Source organism: Actinokineospora enzanensis DSM 44649 (assembly GCF_000374445.1).
Taxonomy (GTDB): Bacteria; Actinomycetota; Actinomycetes; order Mycobacteriales; family Pseudonocardiaceae; genus Actinokineospora; species Actinokineospora enzanensis.
The window spans coordinates 1-19,653 of sequence record NZ_KB894460.1; the positions used below are offsets into that span (position 1 = coordinate 1).

General features: G+C 68.3%; 21 protein-coding genes. 7 read left to right on the plus strand and 14 right to left on the minus strand.

Going from position 1 to position 19,653, the window contains the following annotated elements; translation table 11 throughout:
• The 5 genes from C503_RS42200 to C503_RS47125 all read right to left on the minus strand — a co-directional run.
• Window positions 1–266, minus strand: a 266-nt coding sequence (locus C503_RS42200; protein WP_033401427.1) for a hypothetical protein, incomplete at its 3' end; no start/stop codon positions are given.
• Window positions 267–434: 168 nt separating this feature from the next.
• Entirely contained in the window at window positions 435–992 is a 558-nt protein-coding gene (locus tag C503_RS0135845) for a hypothetical protein (RefSeq protein ID WP_156893757.1), read from the minus strand.
• A 72-nt stretch (window positions 993–1,064) separates the two neighbouring features.
• Window positions 1,065–2,438 (minus strand): ArdC-like ssDNA-binding domain-containing protein, encoded by a 1,374-nt coding sequence (locus C503_RS0135850; protein WP_156893758.1) that lies wholly within the window; start codon window positions 2,436–2,438, stop codon window positions 1,065–1,067.
• A gap of 81 nt (window positions 2,439–2,519) precedes the next feature.
• On the minus strand, window positions 2,520–2,951 hold the full coding sequence (locus tag C503_RS0135855; protein WP_018687040.1) for a hypothetical protein: 432 nt from the start codon (window positions 2,949–2,951) through the stop codon (window positions 2,520–2,522).
• Window positions 2,948–3,277, minus strand: a complete 330-nt coding sequence (locus C503_RS47125) for a hypothetical protein (RefSeq protein ID WP_018687041.1) — start codon at window positions 3,275–3,277, stop codon at window positions 2,948–2,950. The genes C503_RS0135855 and C503_RS47125 overlap by 4 nt, the downstream gene beginning before the upstream one ends.
• A gap of 418 nt (window positions 3,278–3,695) precedes the next feature.
• Here C503_RS47125 and C503_RS47130 point away from each other — a divergent pair, with 418 nt between their 5' ends.
• On the plus strand, window positions 3,696–4,058 hold the full coding sequence (locus tag C503_RS47130; protein ID WP_169514659.1) for a type II toxin-antitoxin system prevent-host-death family antitoxin: 363 nt from the start codon (window positions 3,696–3,698) through the stop codon (window positions 4,056–4,058).
• Between the two features lie 82 nt (window positions 4,059–4,140).
• Here C503_RS47130 and C503_RS0135870 read toward each other — a convergent pair whose 3' ends face one another.
• A complete protein-coding gene (locus C503_RS0135870; RefSeq protein WP_018687043.1) occupies window positions 4,141–4,932 on the minus strand; it encodes a hypothetical protein in 792 nt (263 codons plus the stop codon).
• Between the two features lie 284 nt (window positions 4,933–5,216).
• Between C503_RS0135870 and C503_RS0135875 the strand changes: the two genes are divergently transcribed.
• From C503_RS0135875 to C503_RS0135890, 4 genes are all read left to right on the plus strand, one after another.
• Window positions 5,217–5,966, plus strand: coding sequence for a hypothetical protein (locus C503_RS0135875; protein WP_018687044.1), 750 nt, complete (start codon window positions 5,217–5,219; stop codon window positions 5,964–5,966).
• Window positions 5,967–6,142: 176 nt separating this feature from the next.
• A complete protein-coding gene (locus tag C503_RS0135880) occupies window positions 6,143–6,586 on the plus strand; it encodes a hypothetical protein (RefSeq protein WP_018687045.1) in 444 nt (147 codons plus the stop codon).
• Window positions 6,587–6,902: 316 nt separating this feature from the next.
• Window positions 6,903–7,622: a hypothetical protein gene (locus tag C503_RS46525; RefSeq protein WP_156893759.1), complete on the plus strand. Its 720-nt coding sequence runs from the start codon at window positions 6,903–6,905 to the stop codon at window positions 7,620–7,622.
• 362 nt (window positions 7,623–7,984) lie between these two features.
• Complete coding sequence (locus C503_RS0135890; RefSeq protein ID WP_084477501.1) at window positions 7,985–9,061, plus strand: tyrosine-type recombinase/integrase; 1,077 nt, start codon at window positions 7,985–7,987, stop codon at window positions 9,059–9,061.
• Window positions 9,062–9,072: 11 nt separating this feature from the next.
• Here the strand turns inward: C503_RS0135890 and C503_RS0135895 are convergent, their stop codons facing one another.
• The 5 genes from C503_RS0135895 to C503_RS0135915 all read right to left on the minus strand — a co-directional run bounded on the left by C503_RS0135895 (window position 9,073) and on the right by C503_RS0135915 (window position 14,865).
• Window positions 9,073–10,923 (minus strand): hypothetical protein, encoded by a 1,851-nt coding sequence (locus tag C503_RS0135895; RefSeq protein WP_156893760.1) that lies wholly within the window; start codon window positions 10,921–10,923, stop codon window positions 9,073–9,075.
• A gap of 225 nt (window positions 10,924–11,148) precedes the next feature.
• Window positions 11,149–12,564 carry an MFS transporter gene (locus C503_RS0135900; RefSeq protein ID WP_018687049.1) on the minus strand — a complete coding sequence of 472 codons (1,416 nt, stop codon included), beginning with the start codon at window positions 12,562–12,564 and terminating at the stop codon, window positions 11,149–11,151.
• Window positions 12,561–13,139: a hypothetical protein gene (locus tag C503_RS0135905; protein ID WP_018687050.1), complete on the minus strand. Its 579-nt coding sequence runs from the start codon at window positions 13,137–13,139 to the stop codon at window positions 12,561–12,563. The genes C503_RS0135900 and C503_RS0135905 overlap by 4 nt, the downstream gene beginning before the upstream one ends.
• Before the next feature lie 269 nt (window positions 13,140–13,408).
• Window positions 13,409–13,846 (minus strand): hypothetical protein, encoded by a 438-nt coding sequence (locus tag C503_RS0135910; protein WP_018687051.1) that lies wholly within the window; start codon window positions 13,844–13,846, stop codon window positions 13,409–13,411.
• A 158-nt stretch (window positions 13,847–14,004) separates the two neighbouring features.
• Window positions 14,005–14,865 carry a hypothetical protein gene (locus C503_RS0135915; protein ID WP_018687052.1) on the minus strand — a complete coding sequence of 287 codons (861 nt, stop codon included), beginning with the start codon at window positions 14,863–14,865 and terminating at the stop codon, window positions 14,005–14,007.
• 364 nt (window positions 14,866–15,229) lie between these two features.
• Here C503_RS0135915 and C503_RS42205 point away from each other — a divergent pair, with 364 nt between their 5' ends.
• The gene (locus tag C503_RS42205) at window positions 15,230–15,760 is read left to right on the plus strand and encodes a helix-turn-helix domain-containing protein (RefSeq protein ID WP_169514660.1); all 531 of its coding nucleotides are present in this window, start codon (window positions 15,230–15,232) and stop codon (window positions 15,758–15,760) included.
• 11 nt (window positions 15,761–15,771) lie between these two features.
• Here the strand turns inward: C503_RS42205 and C503_RS0135925 are convergent, their stop codons facing one another.
• Window positions 15,772–16,779 (minus strand): hypothetical protein, encoded by a 1,008-nt coding sequence (locus tag C503_RS0135925; RefSeq protein ID WP_018687054.1) that lies wholly within the window; start codon window positions 16,777–16,779, stop codon window positions 15,772–15,774.
• A 496-nt stretch (window positions 16,780–17,275) separates the two neighbouring features.
• Here C503_RS0135925 and C503_RS0135930 point away from each other — a divergent pair, with 496 nt between their 5' ends.
• Window positions 17,276–17,554, plus strand: a complete 279-nt coding sequence (locus tag C503_RS0135930) for a hypothetical protein (protein WP_156893762.1) — start codon at window positions 17,276–17,278, stop codon at window positions 17,552–17,554.
• A 53-nt stretch (window positions 17,555–17,607) separates the two neighbouring features.
• Here C503_RS0135930 and fxlM read toward each other — a convergent pair whose 3' ends face one another.
• Together fxlM and C503_RS0135940 are read right to left on the minus strand one after the other, a co-directional pair.
• Window positions 17,608–18,828, minus strand: coding sequence for a methyltransferase, FxLD system (fxlM, locus tag C503_RS0135935; protein ID WP_018687056.1), 1,221 nt, complete (start codon window positions 18,826–18,828; stop codon window positions 17,608–17,610).
• Window positions 18,829–18,887: 59 nt separating this feature from the next.
• Window positions 18,888–19,653: lanthionine synthetase C family protein (locus C503_RS0135940; RefSeq protein ID WP_018687057.1), on the minus strand; the 766-nt coding region annotated here is incomplete at its 5' end.

Sequence of the window (19,653 nt, forward strand, 5' to 3'; positions counted from 1 at the left end):
GGGACCTCGGCCTGCGGCTCGTCGGCGGCCTGGTCGTCGCTCGGGTCCGGGATCGGAAACTCCGCCTGGTCGCTTCCGCCTCCGTCCGTGTGCAGCTTGCGCCCCGACTTGCGGTTCTTCGGCTGCCGCGTACGGACGGGGCGGCCGGAGGCGGTGCCTCCTGCCGGGGTGCTGTTTGCGGGCGGGGTGGTGGCGGCCTGGTCGGTCTGGCTGGTCACAGCGGCGGTGTCCTCGCTGGCGTCGGTGGCAACGGTGGCGGTGCTCATGCTCTCTGCTCACTCCTGGGACATGTTTTACATGTATTGAGGTCCGGGGGCGGGGAGACCCCCGGGGTGTCGCTCGACTTGCTGGTGGAACCGTTCCCCGTCTGATTCAATATTACAGTTAGTACGTTTCATACGCAAGTCTGAAGGTGTGACCTGGCGCACGTCCCGCTAGGGCCATACCGGTTCGTCGGCCTCGGTGATGCAGGCTGCATCACCGAACCTGTCGTTTCGGCACCCGTCCGCGTAGATCGTCACGATGCGGTGGCAGACCTCGGCGGCGGCCTGCGCGTCCAACTCTCGAACGGTTTCGATGGCGTGCGCGTAGTACCCCGGACCGACGATCGCGCGGGCGTCGGCGACCTCGACGCGCCCACCCGGGTGGGTGGTCGTGCGCACGACCACCCACCCCGCCACGTCGTGAAACCCGTGCAGGTGGCCGTACCGGAAGGGCCGGAAGGTCGGCAACGCGGCGTGCCGGGGCGGTGCGTCCTTCGGGTCCACCGGAGCGCACACGGTGCACCCGTACCGGTGGCGGAAGCCGGCGGCGAACCTCTTCGGGGGGACCCCGTCCCCGCACGACGGGAAGCAACGCCACTGCACGTCGGGCCTGGCGTAGACCGGGTTGCCCGCGATGGTGTCGGCCGAATGCCGTTGCGTGTGGATGTGGCCGCACTCGAGGGTGACGGCCGTGGTCACGAAATGGTCATGGGCCGCGGGGGGCTCCATCTTCTCCACCTTCCTTTCCTTCTTCGTCTTCCGACACCTCAAATATTACAGTTGGTACGTTTCATACACAAGCTAGTAGGGTGTGCCCTGGATCACTTCTTGATCGGCGATGGCGGCGAACTTCTCGGCCTGCTCGGCTGCCTGGTCGCGGTCGGCCGTCAGTCGCCGGATGTGATCGTCCAACTGTGCTGCCTGGTGTGCGGCGTGCATCCGGTGTTCGGGGGCGATGTAGCGGGCGCGGGCGGTGTGGAGCTGCGAGAGGTCGTCCCGGGTGAACCAGTGGGCGAGGATCGCGCGGACCACGTCGGCCGTGCGGTCGCTGGTCTTCGCGGGTGCGTCTCTGCCGTATTTGTTGTTGGTTCGGTAAACCCCCACGCGTCGGCGGGTCACGGTGGGAATGTCGTCCGCCGTAAGCCCACTGTTGCCACCGACTACGGTCACACCGTTTACGACCGGCAGGTCCGGCGCTTCTCCTTCGGGGAAAAAGTCGCCTCCGGACCAATCGCCGAATTGCACGCGTGCCGCGTGGAACTCGGCGTTTCTGATTGGGTCGCTGCTGCTGATGGTGAACGAGCCTCGGACGCGGTGCCCGCGTACCGCGTAGACGACGGTTCCGCTGTTCCAGTCCACGCGGGTATGCGCGGTGATCGTGCTGTCATCGCCCAACGTGAGTACGACGCGTCCAGGCTTGGGGGTCTGGTCGGTGATGCAGGCTGCATCACCGGATGTCGGAAGCGCTCGCCATTCCGGGCGTTCCTTCCGGGGGCGGCTGAGGATGGCCCCTAGGACCTGGGCGAGCTGCGTCACCCCGGCCGTCCCGAACGGGACGGTGACCGTGGCGGGCGGCCCGTCGTCCACCTGGGCGGCGGCGACGTTGCCTGTGAATACCTCGTAGCCGAACTGTTCAAGCTGCTTGGTCAAACTTTGTCGCAAGGAAATGGCGGGGTCCTCGGCAACGTAGGCGTTGAACCCGTCGGCGAAGGGGTCGACCCCCTCCGTCTGGGAGATGTCGAACACCGACGTCATTCGGAATCGGGAAGGTAGCTTCCCGCCGTCTTCTCCTCCCTGCTCCTGGTCGCTTGGGACCTCGTCGGGGGCTTCCGCGTCGGGTTCGTGTTCCCCTGCTCGATCGGTTCCCCTGTAGGAGGTGATCCGTAGCCCTGTCTCGCCTCGGCGAACCCCGCGTCCCCGGTCGCGCCAACCTTTGAGGGAATCCACATCGGTGAGCGTCATTCCGCGCGCGGCGGCTTGGTAGGCCAAAAGCCCTTGATTTCGCAGAGAGTAGTGCAGCACTCGCGGACTACCGGCGGCGATCAGCGTGGTGACCATGCGCTCTAGGGCTTCGGGGTCGGCGATGAGGTCCCGGGCGTGGGCGCGGTGCTCGGCGTCGATGGCGTCGCGTTCGGCGCGTTGCTCAGGGGTGTAGGCCTGGCGCTTGCGGCCCATGGTGTCCCTTCCCCCTGGGGGGCGGGTGCGTACCCGCCCCCCAGGTTATTACGTTTCGTACGGACTGAGGAGAAATGGAGGTCAGACGCGGGGGATCTTGTTCACCACCCGGTGAATGCGATCCCAGGTGTCCACGGTCCCCCGTTCGATGAGTGACCACGTGGTGCTGGCGATCAGTGCCCGGCTCAAGGCCCACATGCCGTGATCGGAGGGGTTGCCGGGGATGCCTAGGCGGGTGTCCACCAGTTCCGCCGCGTGGCAACCCGACTGGATCACCAGCATGGCGGCGGAAACCTGGCTCCGGTCTCGCCCACCGGGGTTGGCGTCGGCGTAGGCGTAGGCCTTGCTGGCGTACTCGTCGGCGAGTCGGTGAAACAGCTTCTCCTGTTCGTCGGACAGGGTCTGCGCGCCGCTGGCGGCGAGTTCGGCGTACACCCCGGTGGCGTCGCTGCCGTGGTCGGTGAGCGCGTTGAACACGAGAACCGCCCACAGCGGTGATGCGGGCTGCATCATCGTCGCACCGCTTCCGGGTCGTCGTACGCGGCGACCAGGGCGGCCGTGACCTGCGTGATCAGGGTGTAGTGCGTGCCGGTCGGGAACGACAGGGTGCCGATGCCCCGGGCCGTCGCGGGGGCGCGAAAGCTGACCTGGATCTCATGGGGCGCGGTGACCACCGTCATGCCGGTGACCTCGTTGACGCAGAGCCGGGGGCTGTTCGGGTGGGTGGTGAAGCCCTGTTCCGCCAGCAGCTCCGCGACGGCGGCCGCCGAGGCCATGACGGACTGCTCCGCAGTCGCGAGTGCAACAGCGACCAGCGTGGCCGCTTCGTTGGTGGGCATCTTGGGCCTTTCGTCTCGGTGGGGCTCTCCCTCACATCTCAAATATTACACTTCGTACGTTTCATACACAAGCCGGTTGGCTGTGCCGTGGGTCACTCGGGCAGGGCGGGCACCCCCGCTCACGTGGGGTTTCGGTGCTCTCTCCGTCGGCCTGGGGTCGACTCGACAGGGTGGGGGTGGGGGAGCGCAACCACGCTTTTCGGTTGCGCTCCCCCACCCCCACCCTGTAGACCCCTGCGGGCCGGCGGAGAGAGCACCGAAACCCCACCCCCCACCCAACCGGCGGGTTCGAGGCCGTCCCCCTCTCTCCAGAGACCTGCCTGGGGTGCGGGGGCGGCGAGCGCCCCGCGATACCCCGCGGGCCTGGAGATTCCCGCCTACTTGCGCACGAACCGTACTAAATGTAAGTTTTGACGTCGTGGCTGGAGAATCCCTTGAAGTGCAGGCGACGGACTGGTTCCGGAAGAACTGGAGTGCCGCTCTCGATCAGGCAAGGTTCGAGGACAAGGTCTTGGTGATCGCGGCTCACGGCAAGCCGGTAGCGGTGCTGCTATCGGTGTCTCGCTGGCGGCGGCGGGCCGTCGACGCACAGTTGATGCCGGACGATGTCGACCGGTGCCTGTCGGGGCAGGCCCGGACGGACTTTCGGAAGGTGGTGAACGCCGCGAGGGAGGGGCGAGCGACCCTCCTGACGTTCCGCGACAAGGAAGAGTTGGCGGTGTTGGCGCCGTTGGCGATGCTCTCTGCGGATGAGCTCGCGTCCGCGACCGCAGCAGCCTAGTCCTTGCGTGTTTTACCTGGTGGGATGATGCAGGCTGCATCAACGCGGGTTGTGGTCCGGGTTTCGTGGCGGAGGGCTGTGATCAGGGCCCTACGTGGTGGCGCTGGCCGAGCATCATCACCGGGATGATGCCGCCCACCAGGCGTCCGGCGCGGGCTGCCCGACGCACGTCGCGGCGGCCGCGCTGGTTCCAGTTGTCGAGGATGCGGTGCCCGAACATCACGACCGTACGGTTGGTCCGGGCGACTCCTCGGAACCAGCCCTCGGTGGGCTCGACTTCGGCGACGGTCTCGATCACCCCGGCGGGGTTGATGAGCTCTGCCAGGCCCGCGGTGTCGTCGATCGCGGTATAGCGGAGAAGAACACCGCCAGGGCCCGGTTGGGCCGCGCCCTGCTTGTCGATGCCGGTGATCAACTGGTACCCCGAACCGAGCAGGTAGGCGATGGTCGAGTCGACTGGTTCCGGAGCCTGCGGGTCGGTGGCGAGTTCGTGGTAGCTGACCAGGAGGACCGGGTAGGTGGCGTCCGCGTCGGCCAGGGGGAAGGCGGTGAGCCTGAGGTCGACGTCGTCCTCGGGCTTTTCCTGGGCGGGGAGGTACTGGCTGAACAAGCTCGCAGCCTGTTTTTCGGTCAGCTCGATCACTCGGGACGGCGAACATCCCGGGTGCGCCAACGCGGGTACCTGCCGGGGGGCATAGATCCCCATCGCGGGCAGGCGCAACATGCTCACGGTGGCAAGGGCGTCGTCGGGGATGGGCTTCTTACAGGACCAACACGGTGAGGTGATCTCCTGGCCGCGCGCGGCCAACTGCGCCAGTGCTTCGGGGTCGAGGACTTCGGCGACGTCGGGCGCTGTCACCAGTTCGCGCTTCACGGGACCTCCGGGTGTCGGGGGTGTCGATCATGCCGGGCCTGTGGTCCGGGTTTTACCGGGGTGGGTGATGCAGCCCGCATCGAGGGTTGTGGTCCGGGTTGCGCCCCGCGCTATGATCACACGCAGTGGCTGGCGCAGAGCCCGTTGTCGCGTCATCGACGTCCACGCCGTCGGTGACACCTCGACCAAGGTCTTAGATCGCGCGAGGAAGTCCCCGCAGAGTCTGTTCTGTCGTGCCGATCTGTAGGTGCGGGGCGTGGGGTCGTACCGGTGACAGGTTGTTCATGACGCAGAACGACATGGTGAAGTCGCGCATTCGCGCACGACAGCGGGTGACCGAGGAGACCTATTCCCGGGCGCGGACGGTTCTGCTGCGCGACTACCCGATGCCCACGCGCGAGGAGCTGGCCGCGGCGGACGCCGTCGCTTGGGATCCTCTGCTGGCCTCGATGGGGTCGACGCCTCCCCCTAGCTTGGCCCGGCTGATCATGGACCACAGCGGCCCGGGTCCGGACAGCTACAACGTGCGGATCCCGGATCGACTCGGGCCGGCACCCGGGCCGGATTGGGTCCTCGCGCTCGTCGCTCATGGGGACTACTACGAAGACCTCCCTGCCTTGAGCCTGGAATGCGTGGGGATCGTGGAAGGCCGTGAGGGAGGGCCGAGGTCGTGGGCGACCAGTCTCGGCGTCGAGCTGGCTGAGCGCGGCTGGGAGTATTCCGTAGAGGGCAGCAGAAGGACGCTTGGCTGGCGGATCGAGTTGACGCCCGGGGCGGAGCCTGTCGATCCGGTTCACGCGCGAGTTCACGATGGTGGCGACTTTGTGCTGTTCGACGGGCCGTTCCTAGCATCGCCCTCGTGGTTGGTGCGGACGACGATCAATCCTGTCGGGCTGTTGGCCGTGGCGGGGCCGGTGTCCGGGTCGCTGTTCCCGGTTGAGCTGGACGATCAGTTGGTTGACGACATGTTGGGGACGGCGGACCTGATCGCCGCGCGAATCCCGGTGATCCGGGTCGAGCCGCCGCTCGGCTGATGCGCGCTGCATCACCTGGGCGCCGATCGTCCGGATGGTGCTCCACCGAACATTTCGTCACCGTGACGGATGTGGGTGGATAGATTCCCCTCGGGAAATATCGCTCCGCACGGGCGCGATAGGGGATATCTTGTGGATGTAGCTCCAATTGACAACGGCGAAAGTGGGCGCTATTCATGAGGATCGAACTCATTAACGAGATGATTAGCGATGCCGAGAAGTACCTCAAGTCCGAGGACCCGTACCAGAGGGCGGCGGCGAACGCGAACCTGGGTGCGGCCTACACGTACCTGATGCAGCACTACGACGACCTCACCGTGAAGAAAGCCATGCAGATGACCGGTGACTATTACAAGGTCTTGGCTGCGAGGATCAGGGTGCAGCACGGCATCCCCACCTTGTACCCGATGCACGAAGTCGGGCTGCTCGGGCTGGAGGTGCTCGAATGCAAGACCTGCGGACGCGGCATGTCCATTTCCGGGCGCGATGCCTGCGAGGACTGCCCGCGAATTCTTCACGGCCCGACCCCGGTCAACGCCGAGGAGGCCGCGAAGTACGGTCCGGGAACGCTGGTGGATCCGGCGAATCTGGTGCCGCCGGTCGACTCTCGCGAGGACTGAGCACGAACGGACCGCCGAATGAGGTCGCCCCGGTGAAATCGCCACCGATTTCACCGGGACTGACGAATGAGCTCAGGCTCTTGGGGGCGAAGATCCTTCGTAACGATCCTTCGCAACACGCGGGGGTGACCCCGGATTGCTTGCTACGCGCCCACCGGCGCATCCGCCGCGCCGGAATAAGCATACCCGAGCGTTGCATGACCTGCAATAGCATGTTCAAGTTGTGCAACACCGCAGTACATCGACTGTACGACATGCCGGTTGTGGGTGATGCAGGCTGCATCACCCACAGCATCAGGCCATTCCCTGGAGCATCATGACTGCTAGTGACGGAAAACGGACCGCCTTCCTCGGTATTCGATTTGTCGGCGAAGAGGGAGAAGGTCTTCGCGCGGCGGCTGAAGCGGTGAATCCGCACAAGGATGGTTGTCCGAACTATCTGTGCGGGCACATTGGCTACAGTCACGACATTAACGACGAGGGCGACCCGATCCCGATGTGTGCGGTCGGTGGGTGCCGGTGTGGCCATCCACCGACCGGATGGGAGCGGGAGCTGACCGACTACACTGTGATGTGGCGCGAAGGTGAAACCGTACCTGCCGGGGAGTTCGTTCAAACGCGCACCAGCGACCTTCTCCCGACCGCGAGCGATATGGGAACGTCATGGGTAAATGTCGACCATGGCGACTTGGTCAAGGTGATTCGTCACCTTCCCAGGAATACGTTCAACCCCACGAACGCTGATCCTGCGGTGTGGGTCCCAGGACTCGGCGCGGAATTGACGGCTACCGCCGTTCCTATTCGGGCGTTGGCGGCGGCTGACGTGGTGGCGGTGCTTCCCCAAGGGGCTTATCGCGACGCTGCGGTGGGGTACTACCGCGATGAGTTGCGGGCGCGTGGCTTCTCCATGCCGGATGATCCCGCGCAGCGGGAAATCCATCTGCACGTACTTGAATTGACCGCGACGGGCCACCTCAAGCTGACCGCGACTGCGGAAACTCCGGACCAGGCCCCCAGCACCGAGGACTGCGGCTGATGCCGTGGACCTGCTTTGCTTCTCGGCGAGGGTGACCGTCGACCACCGCGCGGCCACCCTCGCCGCCCTGGTACGGCTAGTCCGTCGGACCCTGCCCGAGCCGCGACATCTCCGCCGGGTGAGCTGAGGCCTGCACAACCTCGTGGACGGGATGTGGATCGTTCGTGGATCAGCAGGGCCTGCGCGAGGTCGAGCGGGCGTCCGCGAGCTCACGACGCAAGTTGTTCTGATAATGAGTATTGCCAGAACATCTGGCACCCTATGTGGCGAGACTGGCGGTCCGGGGTGGCATAACGGGCTGGACGAGGTGGCTCCGGTGATGCGCGCTGCATCACCGGGCGGAGCGAAGCGAGGCGCGACGAGTGGACGCTACTGGCGCGGTGGTTCTCGGCTCGGCTGAACACGGCCGGTCCTGGGAGGACGATCTCGGCGTGCGCTTGGTGCGCGAGACGGAGGAGTGGCTGGAGAGCAAGCCGTCGGCCGCCACCCGCCGCGGCTACGCGCGCGATCTTGGTCTTCGGCTACCGGTGGAGCACCCGGAGAAGGGGCCGCCACGGTCGCCGCTGTTGGGTGGCTGTAGCTGGCTGGACTGGTTGCGGGCGAACTCGCTGCATCCGCTCGAGGCGAACGAGATCGACGTCATTCGGTGGTTGAACGCGTTGGGTGACGCCGGGTTGGCGGCGGCGACCAGGGCTCGGGCGTTGGCCTCGGTGCGGTCCTGGTATGTCCGGCTTGAGGCTGCGCGCCTGGTCGAGCGGTCCCCGGCAGGGACGGTCTCTGCTGCCAAGCAGGGGATTCACCCCCCGATGACGTCTCCGACGATCGTGCTTTCGTCGGAGCACTCCGCGGCCATGATCCTGGCGGCGGACGAGATCCCCGGCCCGATGCGGTTGCGCCACTCGGCAGTGGTGGCGCTGTTGCTCACGACCGGGGTTCGCGTGGGCGAGCTCTGCGCCTGGTGCACGTCGGACGTGATCGACCGGCAGGGCCAGAGGTTGATCCAGGTTCGGGGGAAGGGCGGCCGCCATCGCCGGGTGGCGCTTGCCGATATCGCCGGTGACCGGCTGGTGCTCTATCTGGACAGTCGGCCGGACCTCAAGATCGTTGCGGTGCGGGGGCAACGTGGTGGGCGGGCACGGGTTCCGTTGCTGATGACCAGGACGGGCAACCCGATCAGCACGTTCGAGGTGTTTCGGTTGCTGCGCCGGGTCGCCGTGTTGGCGGGGCTGCCGGAGGAGATCGTCGCCAAGTTGAGTCCGCACGTCACCCGGCACACCACGGCGGAGCTGGCTCGGGTCTCGGGTGCCGATATCGAGGAGATCCGGCTGTTGCTCGGGCACGCGTCCATCACTACGACGCAGCGCTACCTGCACGCGTCCGGCGAGCTGCTTCCGCACGGTGTCGCCGGGCAGCTCGGTGAGCACCTGGTGCGCGCGTGATGCAGCGTGCATCACGCGGCCCGTCGATCGAGTAGAGGCAGTTGGCCGTCGACGGGGGCACCACGGGGGCGGCCGCCGAACCAGTTTCGATCGCGCATTCCGAGGTGGACGGTCGGCGGGGCGGCTTCAAGTAGCCCGCGGTCGTGAGCGTCGACCGGACCTCGTCGTGCACGTTCGGCGGCCTGCGCGAGATCATCGCGGCGGCGCAGCCAGTCGAACCAGGCCTGTCGTTCGGCTTTGCCCAGGGTTCCCAGGTAGGCGCGGCGGCGGCGGCGACGTTCCGCTTGGACTTCCGGGGGGAGCGTTGACCAGCGAGTTCGTTGTGCCCATAGGCTTCTGGCGGCCTTGGCTGCCGGGTGCTGGCTGGTGGCCCAGCGCTCTCCTGTGGACTGGGTGGCTTGTACGAGGGTGCAGCGAAGCTTCCAGCGGTTGCGTTCCCGGGCGTGGCGTAGGCGCATCCGTGTGGGGTCGGCGAGGCCGTAGGTGCGGGGAGCGCTGGGTGGGGGGCCGGGGGTGGGGGTGTACCACCTAGTGGTCTCTGTTTCCGAAAGTGCCTGGTCGGTGCGGGTGCCAAGGGTGTAGGTGTGGCAGTCGTCGGCTCCTCCTGCATAGCGTTCGGAGACCGCGATGACACCGTGTTCCTCCAGCGAGGCCTTCACCTGGATGGTGACGCCCTTGGACACACAGGCTTGTTCCGCCAACGTTCGGACGTCGATGCTGCCTGCTGCGCTGCTGGTGAGCACAACGGCAAGGGCGTCGATCACCGCCCGGATGCTCTTCTGCCGCTGGGGCCGGAAGGCGTTCAGGAGGTCGGTGGCTGCGGCGTGCATCGCTGCGCGAACCCGTTCGTGCTCGGCGGCCTGCTGCTGCGGGGCGGCCGTGTGCTGCTCGGGCTGCTCGGGCTGGGCGGGTTCGTCGGTGAGCCTTCGGCGGCGGGCGCGGGCCGGGTCGGCCGCGCGGGCGATGGCGGGGAGCCAGTAGCGCTGCCGCCAGGCTCGACGGCCTAGGGCGTGCGCGCGGGCGGTGCTGGCGCGCTGGGCCAAGGTCCACGCGGCGTCTTCGTCAAGTCCACGTTCCGCCGCGATTTCGGTGACCGCCGGGAACCACATGTATTTCCTGTAATCCACCTGACCGCGTTCGATTACCTGGCTGCCGTTGAGGAGGTCCCAGGTTTGGCCGAAAGTGAGGCCTCGGCGGATCGCGGCGCACGTGCGGCCGTACTCCCGCTCCGAACGGCTTGGTGTGGCTCCCCGGGGGCGGGCTGCCCTCGCGCGGCGAGGTGCTGCCGATCGCCGTTTCGGTTTGTTCGGTGCCCGGGGCACGTCGGCGGGGACCAGGGTGCCCTCGAGCAGGGGCGAGGGAAGGCCGTGCCGATGGGGCGCGGCGAGCAGCCGGAGCGTGTTGCGCAGCTCGACGCTGACGCCTTGGTGTTCGGCCACGGCGGCGACGTGGCCGACCAACATCGCCACCAGGTCGTCCGGGACCACCGCGATGACGTGGTGTCCCCCGGGACGGCCGGAGGCTCGAAGCAGGTACGGCAAGCCGAATCCGGCGCACCAGTCGCGGATGTTCTCGGCGGCGGCGGTGCCGGCTTCCGGGCTGGCCTCGGTGTCGGCCGGGTCAATGTCGATGACCTGAACCCCGGGTCGCGCGGTGCCGGCGAGCGATGCCGCGCCGTGCTGGCGAACCAACGCCCACGCGGCGGCTGGGGCGTCGGCGGTGCCGACCCCGCGGTTGTGCTCGTTGATGGCGATGTAGGGCGCATCAAAGAGCGCCGCGTCGAGGTCGGCGATATCGAGTTGTTCAACCAATTCAGGTCCGGCGACGAACGCACCATCGCCGGGTGCCCGCGTGGGCGACACGCGGACGGGGGGATTTTCGCCGAACGTGGTGTCCGACTCAGGGTGTGCGCTACCCTGGGGGCAGCGTTCCACCGCTAAGCCTCCTGGGTATCCCGGGCGGCACCAGGGAGACGGCAGGTTAGGCCCCTACGTCTTCCCGATCTTCCCGAGGGTCCGCCGGGCGTGGCGGACCCTCGGTCTTTTCGTGCCTGGTAACGCCCCTATTCGGTTGTTGACTGTGGCGCTCTAGCTAGCGGCTCTCAGGTCCTCCGGGGCTTCGTCGTGGTCCGTGGCTGGGGTGACCTCGAGTTCGAGCTGCTGTTCGCATCCGGACAGCTCTCGTTCGATGAGGTCGTTGACCATGTCGCTCATCGAGCGCTTCCGCACGGCGCATAGGTGGCGGAAGCGCGTTTTGAGTTCGGGGGTGACCAATGCCTCGATGGAGGCGTCACGTCCCAGCGCTGGTCTTCCCATGGGGGAAGTTCTATCGGTTTTCTCCGGAGAAAACGACTCCGACACGCGCGATCTGATCACGTTTCTTCCGGAGAAAACCAGGCAGGTGAGCGAGACGGCCGACAGGACGATCAGGGCACCGGAGAAACCGCCCTGACCTGCGGAAACGGTGGTGAGGGCGCCTACGGCACCGCCACAGCCCATGCCGAGGTAGACGACGGAGGTGTCCAGGGCCAGCGCTGGGGTGGGTTGGTGGGGTGCGAGGTCGGCCAGCCTGCGGGCGAGAGCGGGCTGGATCGACCAGAACGCGGCTCCTGCGAGGAACGCGGCGGCCGTGGCGGCAACGGTGTTCGAGGACAACCACGGCCAGGCGGCGAAGGTCACGAGCTGGACCGTGGTGGCGGCCGTCGCGGTGAGGCGGGGGGTGTACCGGTCGGCGGCCCGGCCCCCGGCTTGGTTGCCGATCACCGCGCCGATGCCGTAGGCGGTGAACAGCATGGCGGGGTGGGCGGTCTGGGTAGGACCGTAGGTGTGGAAGGCGAACGCGGCGGTGGCGGCGGCGAACTTGGCCGTGAGGGTCGCGGGCACCTGGGGGTGGGTCGCCACGCGTAGACGCTCACGCAGTGAGCTCTGCGGGCTGGGCGGTGATTCCCCGGGCAGGGTGATGCGGGCTGCAAGCAGGGCGGCTCCGCTGAGGGTGGCCAGGGCGAGGAATACCACGGTGGGGCCGTGTCGCTGGGCGAACAGGCCTGCGGTGGGCGGGGCCGCGACCAGCGCGAGGGTGAGTCCTGCGATGGGGACCGCCATCGCGCGGGCGCGTCGGCTGGCTGTGTTGATCTCGGCGGCCTGGCCCAAGGCGGCGGTCATGGCGCTGGCGCTTCCCAAGGCCGTGATGAGCCGGGCGGCGAGCAGGGCGGCGAAGCTCGGGGCGGCGGCGGCGAGCAGGTTCCCGGCCATGGTGAGCGCGAGACCGGTCGACAGGACGCGGCGGCGCGGCCAGTGCGCGGTGGTCACGCCGATGACGGGTGAGGCCACACCGGAGGCGATTCCGAACAGTGTGGTGCTCTGGCCGATGACCGGGATCGTGAGGTGCAGGTGATCACTCAAGGCTGGCAGCAGCCCCGGCACGGCGTAGTTGGCTGCTCCACAGGCGATGGTGACGACCGCCAGGACGAAGGTCGCTGGGGTGAGCCTGCTCTGCTCGGTCATAGCGCTACTCGGGACGTGCGGGGGAGTTGGGTGGCGTAGTGGGGGATGGTGTCGGGGGTGCGGTGGGTGATCAGTCCCCAGTGGACGGCTTCTGCGGTGAGCGCGACCGGGCGACCGGCACCGCTGAGGATCGTCTGCGCGATGAGGGCGGTGGTGCCGGTGCCGGGGTCGGAGTCCGTGCGGGTCACCAGGCAGACAGCGCGGTGGAGGCCGTCGAGGATGGCGTCGGTGGGCTGGGGTCCGTCTCGGAGGGCGCGGCGGGCGGTGATGTCGGCACCGAGAAGCGGTTCGTGGACCAGCTCGGTGATCGAGGCCGCCACGAAGATTGGTCCAACCATTTTCGCGACCAGGTGGATCTCGCGGCGGAGGACGGGGGTGGCGGTGGGGAGGTCGAGGAGGGCGGCGTCGTGCTCGGCGAGGGGGACCGTGGTGGCGGAGCGGGCACGGACACCGTGGAGGGGAAAGCCTGCCCAGACGCGGACGGCGTCGATGAAGCGCGGTGCGGTGCGCACCATCCTGGCGAGTTGGTCGCGCGCGTCGGTGAGGACGTCGGCGGAGAGCGGCGGAACGGTCATAGGCTGGCCTTGGGGTGCGGGAGGTGGCGGGGCGGCGACGCCTGGCGCCGGCTCTGGCCGGGCGGTCGGGGTGGGTGGTGACCGCGTCGGCTGGTGAGCGGGCCAGGCGTCGCCTCCGGCCGGACCTCCTTCCTGCTGGGGGTCCCCGGACTGTGGGGGTTCAGGTCAGGTGTCGCCGGTCCGCATGCGCGGTAGGGCGGCGTGACGACCGTGGGCGGGAGGCTGTGGTGATGCGGGCTGCATCACCACAGCCCTGCCCGCGGTGCTGATCAGCAGCGGCCGGGGTTGGGGTAGCTGCCCCAGTGGATAAGGTCGGCGCGCATGTAGCCGGTGTACCGGCTGCCCCACGGGTGCACGTAGAACCACACATAGCGGGACGTGTCGGTGTAGTCGACCCAGCAGTAGAGGTCGACACCCCTGCCGTACTGGCTGACGTCCAGCTTGGTGCTCCTCGTGTTCGGTTGGGAGCGGAGCAGGGCGTCGGACACCTTGACGTAGTTGACCGGCATGGCGGCCGTCTTCGCGGGCGCGGCCAGGCTGACCTTGATGGGTGCTTTGGCCGTGGCGGCGACGACCGGCGCGGCCTGGTGCGCGGGCGGTGCGGCGGCCGCGCTGGCTGTGCCGACACCGAGGGTGGTGAGCGTCGCGGCCGCCACGGTGACGGCGGCGATGCCGAATCGGGTACGTCGGTTGGTGCTGGTCTTCACTGGTGTTCCTCCCCTGAACACGTGATGGCGCAGCAACCTTCTGGTTGCTGTGTGGTGGCCGGTCGCCCGGTTCGGGGCGCGTTCGGCCGCCCGGTCGGCGGTGGAGCCGTCGACCGGTGGTCTGGTGGTGTGCGGTTATCGGGGTGATGCAGCGCGCATCAGGCGGGCGCGGCGCGGGTGGCGTGCGCGGTCTGCGCCTGGTGGAGCGTCGCTGCGGCGAGGCTCATCGAGTTGGGTGTGCGCATCCGGGGCAGGATCGGGTCGACGGCGGCGTTCATGGCTTCGACGGTGGGCAGGGTGGCGAGCACCCACACGGCACTGGGGCGGGTCGGTGATCTGCGGACGGCGTAGACCTCGGCGGTCCTGGCCAGATAGCCCAAGGTCCACGTGCCGGACATGTAGGTGGGCTCGGTCTCGGTGAACTCGTCGTCGGGATCCCGTCGCCAGCCGGTTCCGAACTCGATTCCGTCGATGGTGGGAGTGCCCCAGCCTTGGTGTCGAGCGCGGCGGGTGTCGACGGTGACGAAGGTGCTCTCGTCCGCGTAGATCTGCGCGGTGGCGGGGGGAGCGGGGTCGCGGTTCCATCCCTCGGCCACGTCGCGAAGCAGGCCCGCGGCGAGGTCGAGGCCGTTGACGAACTCGCGTAGGACCTCAGTCACGGTGCGGATATCGTCGAGCTGTTCGGCAGCCTGGTTGTGGTGGGCGAGCGTGGTCTCGAGCGTGTGATCTCGGGTTCGGTCGCTGAGCGACCGGGGGCGCTGGTGCTGTGGGTGAGGCTGGGCGTGTCGGTGCCGGGCGTCGCGGAGCGCGCGTTCGGCCTGGTCCACGTCTCGTCGCAGGGTTTGGGCGAGGGCCGTGAGCCGGGCGTCGAGCTGGATGAGGTCGACGGCCGCGTCGGCGGTCAGCTCGATCAACTCGGCGGAGGCGAGCAGGTAGTCGAGCGGGGCAGGGACGGGGTCGATCCGGGATCCGACGCGCACGGCGAGCTGGTCGCCGTGGTGCCAGGTAAGCGATGCCATGGTGTTCCCCCAATGCGTCGCCCGTCGGTGATGCACGCTGCATCGGTGGCCCACGGCCGGTCGGGGTCCCGTCTGGGGGACCGGAGCCCCGACCGGCGCAGCCTGCCCGCGGGGCGTCGCTGGGCAGGCTCGACCGAGGTCGACACCTCCCCCGTGGCGACTCTCGGCTAGCCGTGCTGGGGCGGCGTTGAGGACGTCACCCCGTGATGATCAACTGGGCCTCGTCTAACAAGCTGAGTTCAGTTACCATCTGAGCCAGAGAATAGACGAGTCCCCGTCAATGTCAACTGAAGTCAGCATTGCGTGAGTGGGGTCCGGTGGGTAGAACCCCCGGACCCGGCTTCGATAGGGGAGGATGCGTCACGTGGATTCAGTAACCTCACAGGGCCCCCGCCAGGGAACGACGAAGTCGTTGGCGGATCGGCTCGCCCTGCTGTTCGAGTCGGTCCGCCGCGAGGACGGCCGTCCGCACACGAACGACGAGGTGGCCAAGGCCGTTCAGGCGCGAGTGGGCCGGTCTGTGGACCGGGGGTACATCTCCGCGCTGCGCAACGGGACACGCGACAACCCGACGAAACAGGTGCTGGAGGGGCTGGCAGCCTTCTTCCAGGTGCCGCCCGCGTACTTCTTCGATGACGAGCACTCGGCGTCGATCGCCGAGCAGATCGAGCTCGCGGTGGTGCTGCGGGACGAGAACACCCGGGCGTTGGCGGTGCAGCTCCTGCGCACCGCTGCGGCGGATGTGCCGTTCGTGGCGGAGGTGGTCCGGGCGGTGGGGAGCCGACCGGCTCTGCGAGAGGTCCTGGTGCTGCTGTTGGAGCTCGAGGGCGACGATCTGCGCATGGCGGGCGAACTGCTGGACTCCGTGGCGCGGCGACGCAGTTCGTCCGGGTGATGCGGGCTGCATCAGGTCGCCGGGCGGACACACAGCCAGACATGCGAGGTCGCCGCGCCGAGCGGGGCGGCCGCGGCGGTGACATCAACCCGGGTCCAGCCCTCGATGCCAGCGAACCGCGCCGTGCTCGACACGGGAATCTGTGACTCGACCGCTCGACGGAGCAGACTGCGGACGTGGGCCAGGTCGTCCGGGTGGCTGAACTGCGGGATGCTGCGGGACCTCGGTAATCGCAGGCCGAAGTCGTGCTGCTGAGGACCGGTCAGGTACACGACTTCGTAGACGGGGTCTACCAAGTACACCTGGTCGCGGGAGAGCGATAGCAGGGCAGGCAACTGGTTCGCCGTCGGGACCGGCTGAGTGGAGAGCGGCATGATGGTGCCGACGAGCACCGTGCGCCCCGGGCGCCGCACACCGCGTGCGGTAACCCTCACCGGGATGGTCGTGTCGCCGGTGATCGCGATGACGTCGGCGAACTGGGCTTGAGGGGACTGCGTGCGCGCGGCGGCGTCGCACAGGGCCCGAACGATGATCCGATCGCCGAGGGCGAGGTGTTCGTCCAGCCAGCGGGGCCAGGTCATCGGGTCGGTTCCTGTGCGGGCGTGCCCGTGCAGGAAGTAGGTCTGCGGAGCCCAGTGGAACCGGCCTCGGTTCGGGTCCAGGTCCCATTCCCAGGTGCCCACGGTCGGCGCGGTGGCGGGTGGCTGGTCGGGATGCTCGTAGATCCCCAGGGCCGCTACGGGGGCGGTCGTCAACGCGGAAGGCAGGGGGACGGCTCGAGCCGACCAGGGCTGCCCATCGACGCAGGCGCGGTTGGCGCCTGGGCTGCCGGTGGTCAGTGCCGTGCGGAGCAGGGGCACGAGTAGACGCCGCGCCACGAGATCGAGGCCGGACACGGCGGACAGGCCCGGGTACGCCCGGGAGCCGATGGCGAGCAGGCGCGCGTTGGCGTCGACCAGGACCCAGTGCCCGCGGTGGCGCAGGCGACCGCGCCCGCGTCGGGGCGTTATCTCTGTCACGTCGCCGCGCGGTCGATCACTTACGGATTGTGACGGCTTTGGTGATGACTCACTGCGCTCCCCGACTGGAGAGGTCCCGGGCAATTCCTCTGACACGTACCGACTGTATGCCGCCAGCCGGACCAACGCACGTGTACCACCAGGCAAGACGTCGAAACTACCGACCGTTCACCTGTGAATGTTTACCTTGATCATCGAGTGGACAAAAAGAGGACACGTGCAGATGCATTTGTATAGGATTCACGGCGAGTGATGACCGTCGAACCGGTTGTCATGCGGCCCGATCCCGTGGTTCAGGGCGTGGCCGGGACTACTGCTGCTTGCGCGAAACGGCGGGAGGGGATAGGCCTCGTTGCCGTTCGGCTGATGCAGCCTGCATCACGGCGTGGCCGGGGAGGTCATGCCGGTGGGAGGCGGCAGGACCGACGATCAGGGAGTTACCAACTTGGGGGAAAGAATCTGGACTGGTCAGTACCAGTCCGTATGGGAAAGCATTGTGGCTGAGCTGAGAACGCACGGCGGACCCGGTGAGCTGGCGGGCGAGGCGGGAGCCGGGTGTGCGGTTCGGCCGGATGTGGCGACGTTGCGCGTGTTGATGCCGGATCTGCCGCCGGAGCTGATCATGCGGATCGTGGATGGCGCCGGCGATGAGGAGACGGCGGACGCCGAGGTCGCGCGGGTCGTCATCCCGAGCGGTCGACGGCCGTGGTCTCCGAGACCGGAGGACGCGCAGCCGACTGGCGACGTGCAGCCTTGTTTCGAGGGCTGCGACTGACGCCCACGGGGGCGAGGCGATGCAGGCTGCATCACCTCGCCCCTGGGTCGTTTCTAGGAGTAGGAGATGACGAGGCGGTTGCTCGGCTTGTCGATGAGGCCTCCGCAGGGGAGGTCTTCGGTGGGCGTGTCGGCGGGGTAGGCGTAGATCGTCGGGTGTGCGTCCCGGTCGGCGTCCCAGGCCTGGATGTGGGTGCGGAGCCGTTCGGCGGGGTCGGTGGACCCGTAGGCCGCTGCGCCCAGCTCGAACCGGCGAGTGCCGTCGACGTCGGCGGCGATCTCCCGCTGCACGAGGTAGGCGAGCGAGCCGGTGCCGACGACGGCCGGTGTGCGCGCGGGGATCACCGGGGCCTCGATCACGGCGGTGGCGCCGTTACCGACCGTGAGGCGGCAGGCCCGGGGTTCGTCGGCGGCGAGTCGCAGCCAGAGCCCGTCGAAGGGCGAGGCGTAGCGCATGACGGTCCCGGTCCAGATGACCCCGGCGGGGCGGTCCAGGACCCCGGCGAGCTCGGCGGTGTCGATCTGCTGGTCGAGGTCCCAGGTGAGGGTGATCTCCCCCTCGGTGTCGAGCTGGCCGCGTCGTTCCCCGTCCTGCTTGGGGCCGGTCATCGGGATGAAGCCGCAGAGCCTGCTGGAGGTGGCGCGCAGGATCTGGCCGTCCTTGACGAAGACGATGCCGCGGGAGTTTCCCCGGAACTTCAGCGGTACGACCAGGCGCCCACCCTCGACCAGTTGAGCGGTCCAGGCGGGAGGGAGGTCCCACGGGCCGACCGTGACGATGATCCCGTCGTAGGGTGCCGACTCGGGGACACCCTCGGCACCGTCGCCGGTGACGACGTGGACGCGGTCGTAGCCGGTCGCGTCGAGCGCTGCGCGGGCGCCAGCGGTGACCTCGGGGGTCACGTCGATGGTGACGACGTGACCGGCGGGTTTGACGAGTTCGGCCAGGAGCGCGGCGTTGTACCCGGTGCCCGCGCCGATCTCGAGGATGCGGCCGCCGGGCTTGGGGTCGAGCTGGTCGAGCATCATGGCCACGATGCTCGGCTGCGAGGCGCAGCTCTGGGGCTGCTGACCCGGCTGTCCGGGTTTGGTGGTGACCGCGCGGTCGGCGTAGGCATCTGCCAGGGAGACGTGCGGCACGAAGCGGTGCCGCTCGACGGTGAGCATCGCTTCGCCGACGCGGGCGAGCCGCAGGTAGCCCAGTCCTAGCTCGTCGATCCCGGCGACCATTCGCGCCCGGAGTTCCGCCGCGTCCTGCTGTTCGATGGTGGTCATGTGATCCTTTCGTGCTCCCGGTTCCCCCGGGTGATGCAGCGTGCATCAGTGGGTGGTGCCTATTCGGCGATGAGCAAACAGCGGTCCCACCCGGTGAGGGGTGGGGAGTTCAGGCGGGTCGTGTGAAGTGCGAGGGACATGCCCGCGGTCCCTTCGAGCAGGCCGCCGTCCGGCATCGGGTTGCGGCGCAGGTAGCGGGCCACGTCGTTGCGGAGGCGGTGCATCAGTACGTCGAGGCCTTCATCGGAGGGCGCGTCGGCGGCCATTCGCCAGGTGGTGAGGAGCAAGCCCGCCCAGCCGTGGCAGAGGGAGCTGTCCGGGAGCTGGTCGAGTTGCCCCGGGTCGCGGAGGACGGCGACGACTGCCTTCGTGGCGGCTCGGTGGCGGGCGTCGTCGCCGCAGGCGAGGGCGGCGAGCTGCTGTGCTCTGGCGATGCCCGGGGTGCCGTAGCACCAGGAGGGTCTTTCCGGCCGGAGGTCGGCGAGGTCGGTGAGTCGGGGATGGGGGATCGGACCCGGCCACGACGTCCCGGTATCCGTGGTGATGCGGTGATCATCGAGCCAGCCGAGGATGCGGCCGATGGCGTCGAGGTGCCCCGGGACGGTTGTTCCTCGGCGATGGCATATGGCGAGGAGGGCCAGGGGGCCGCTGATGCCGTGGGCCATGCCCAGGTTGCCGTGGCCGTGCGGCCATCGCGGGGAGGGCTGCGCGTTGGGGGCGGTGGATGACCACCATCCGGGGTAGGCCTGGCCGTCGATGGTGATCGGGTGGGTGAGGCGCACGAGGTAGGTGAGGATGGCGCGGAGGAGGTCATCGTGGCGGGGG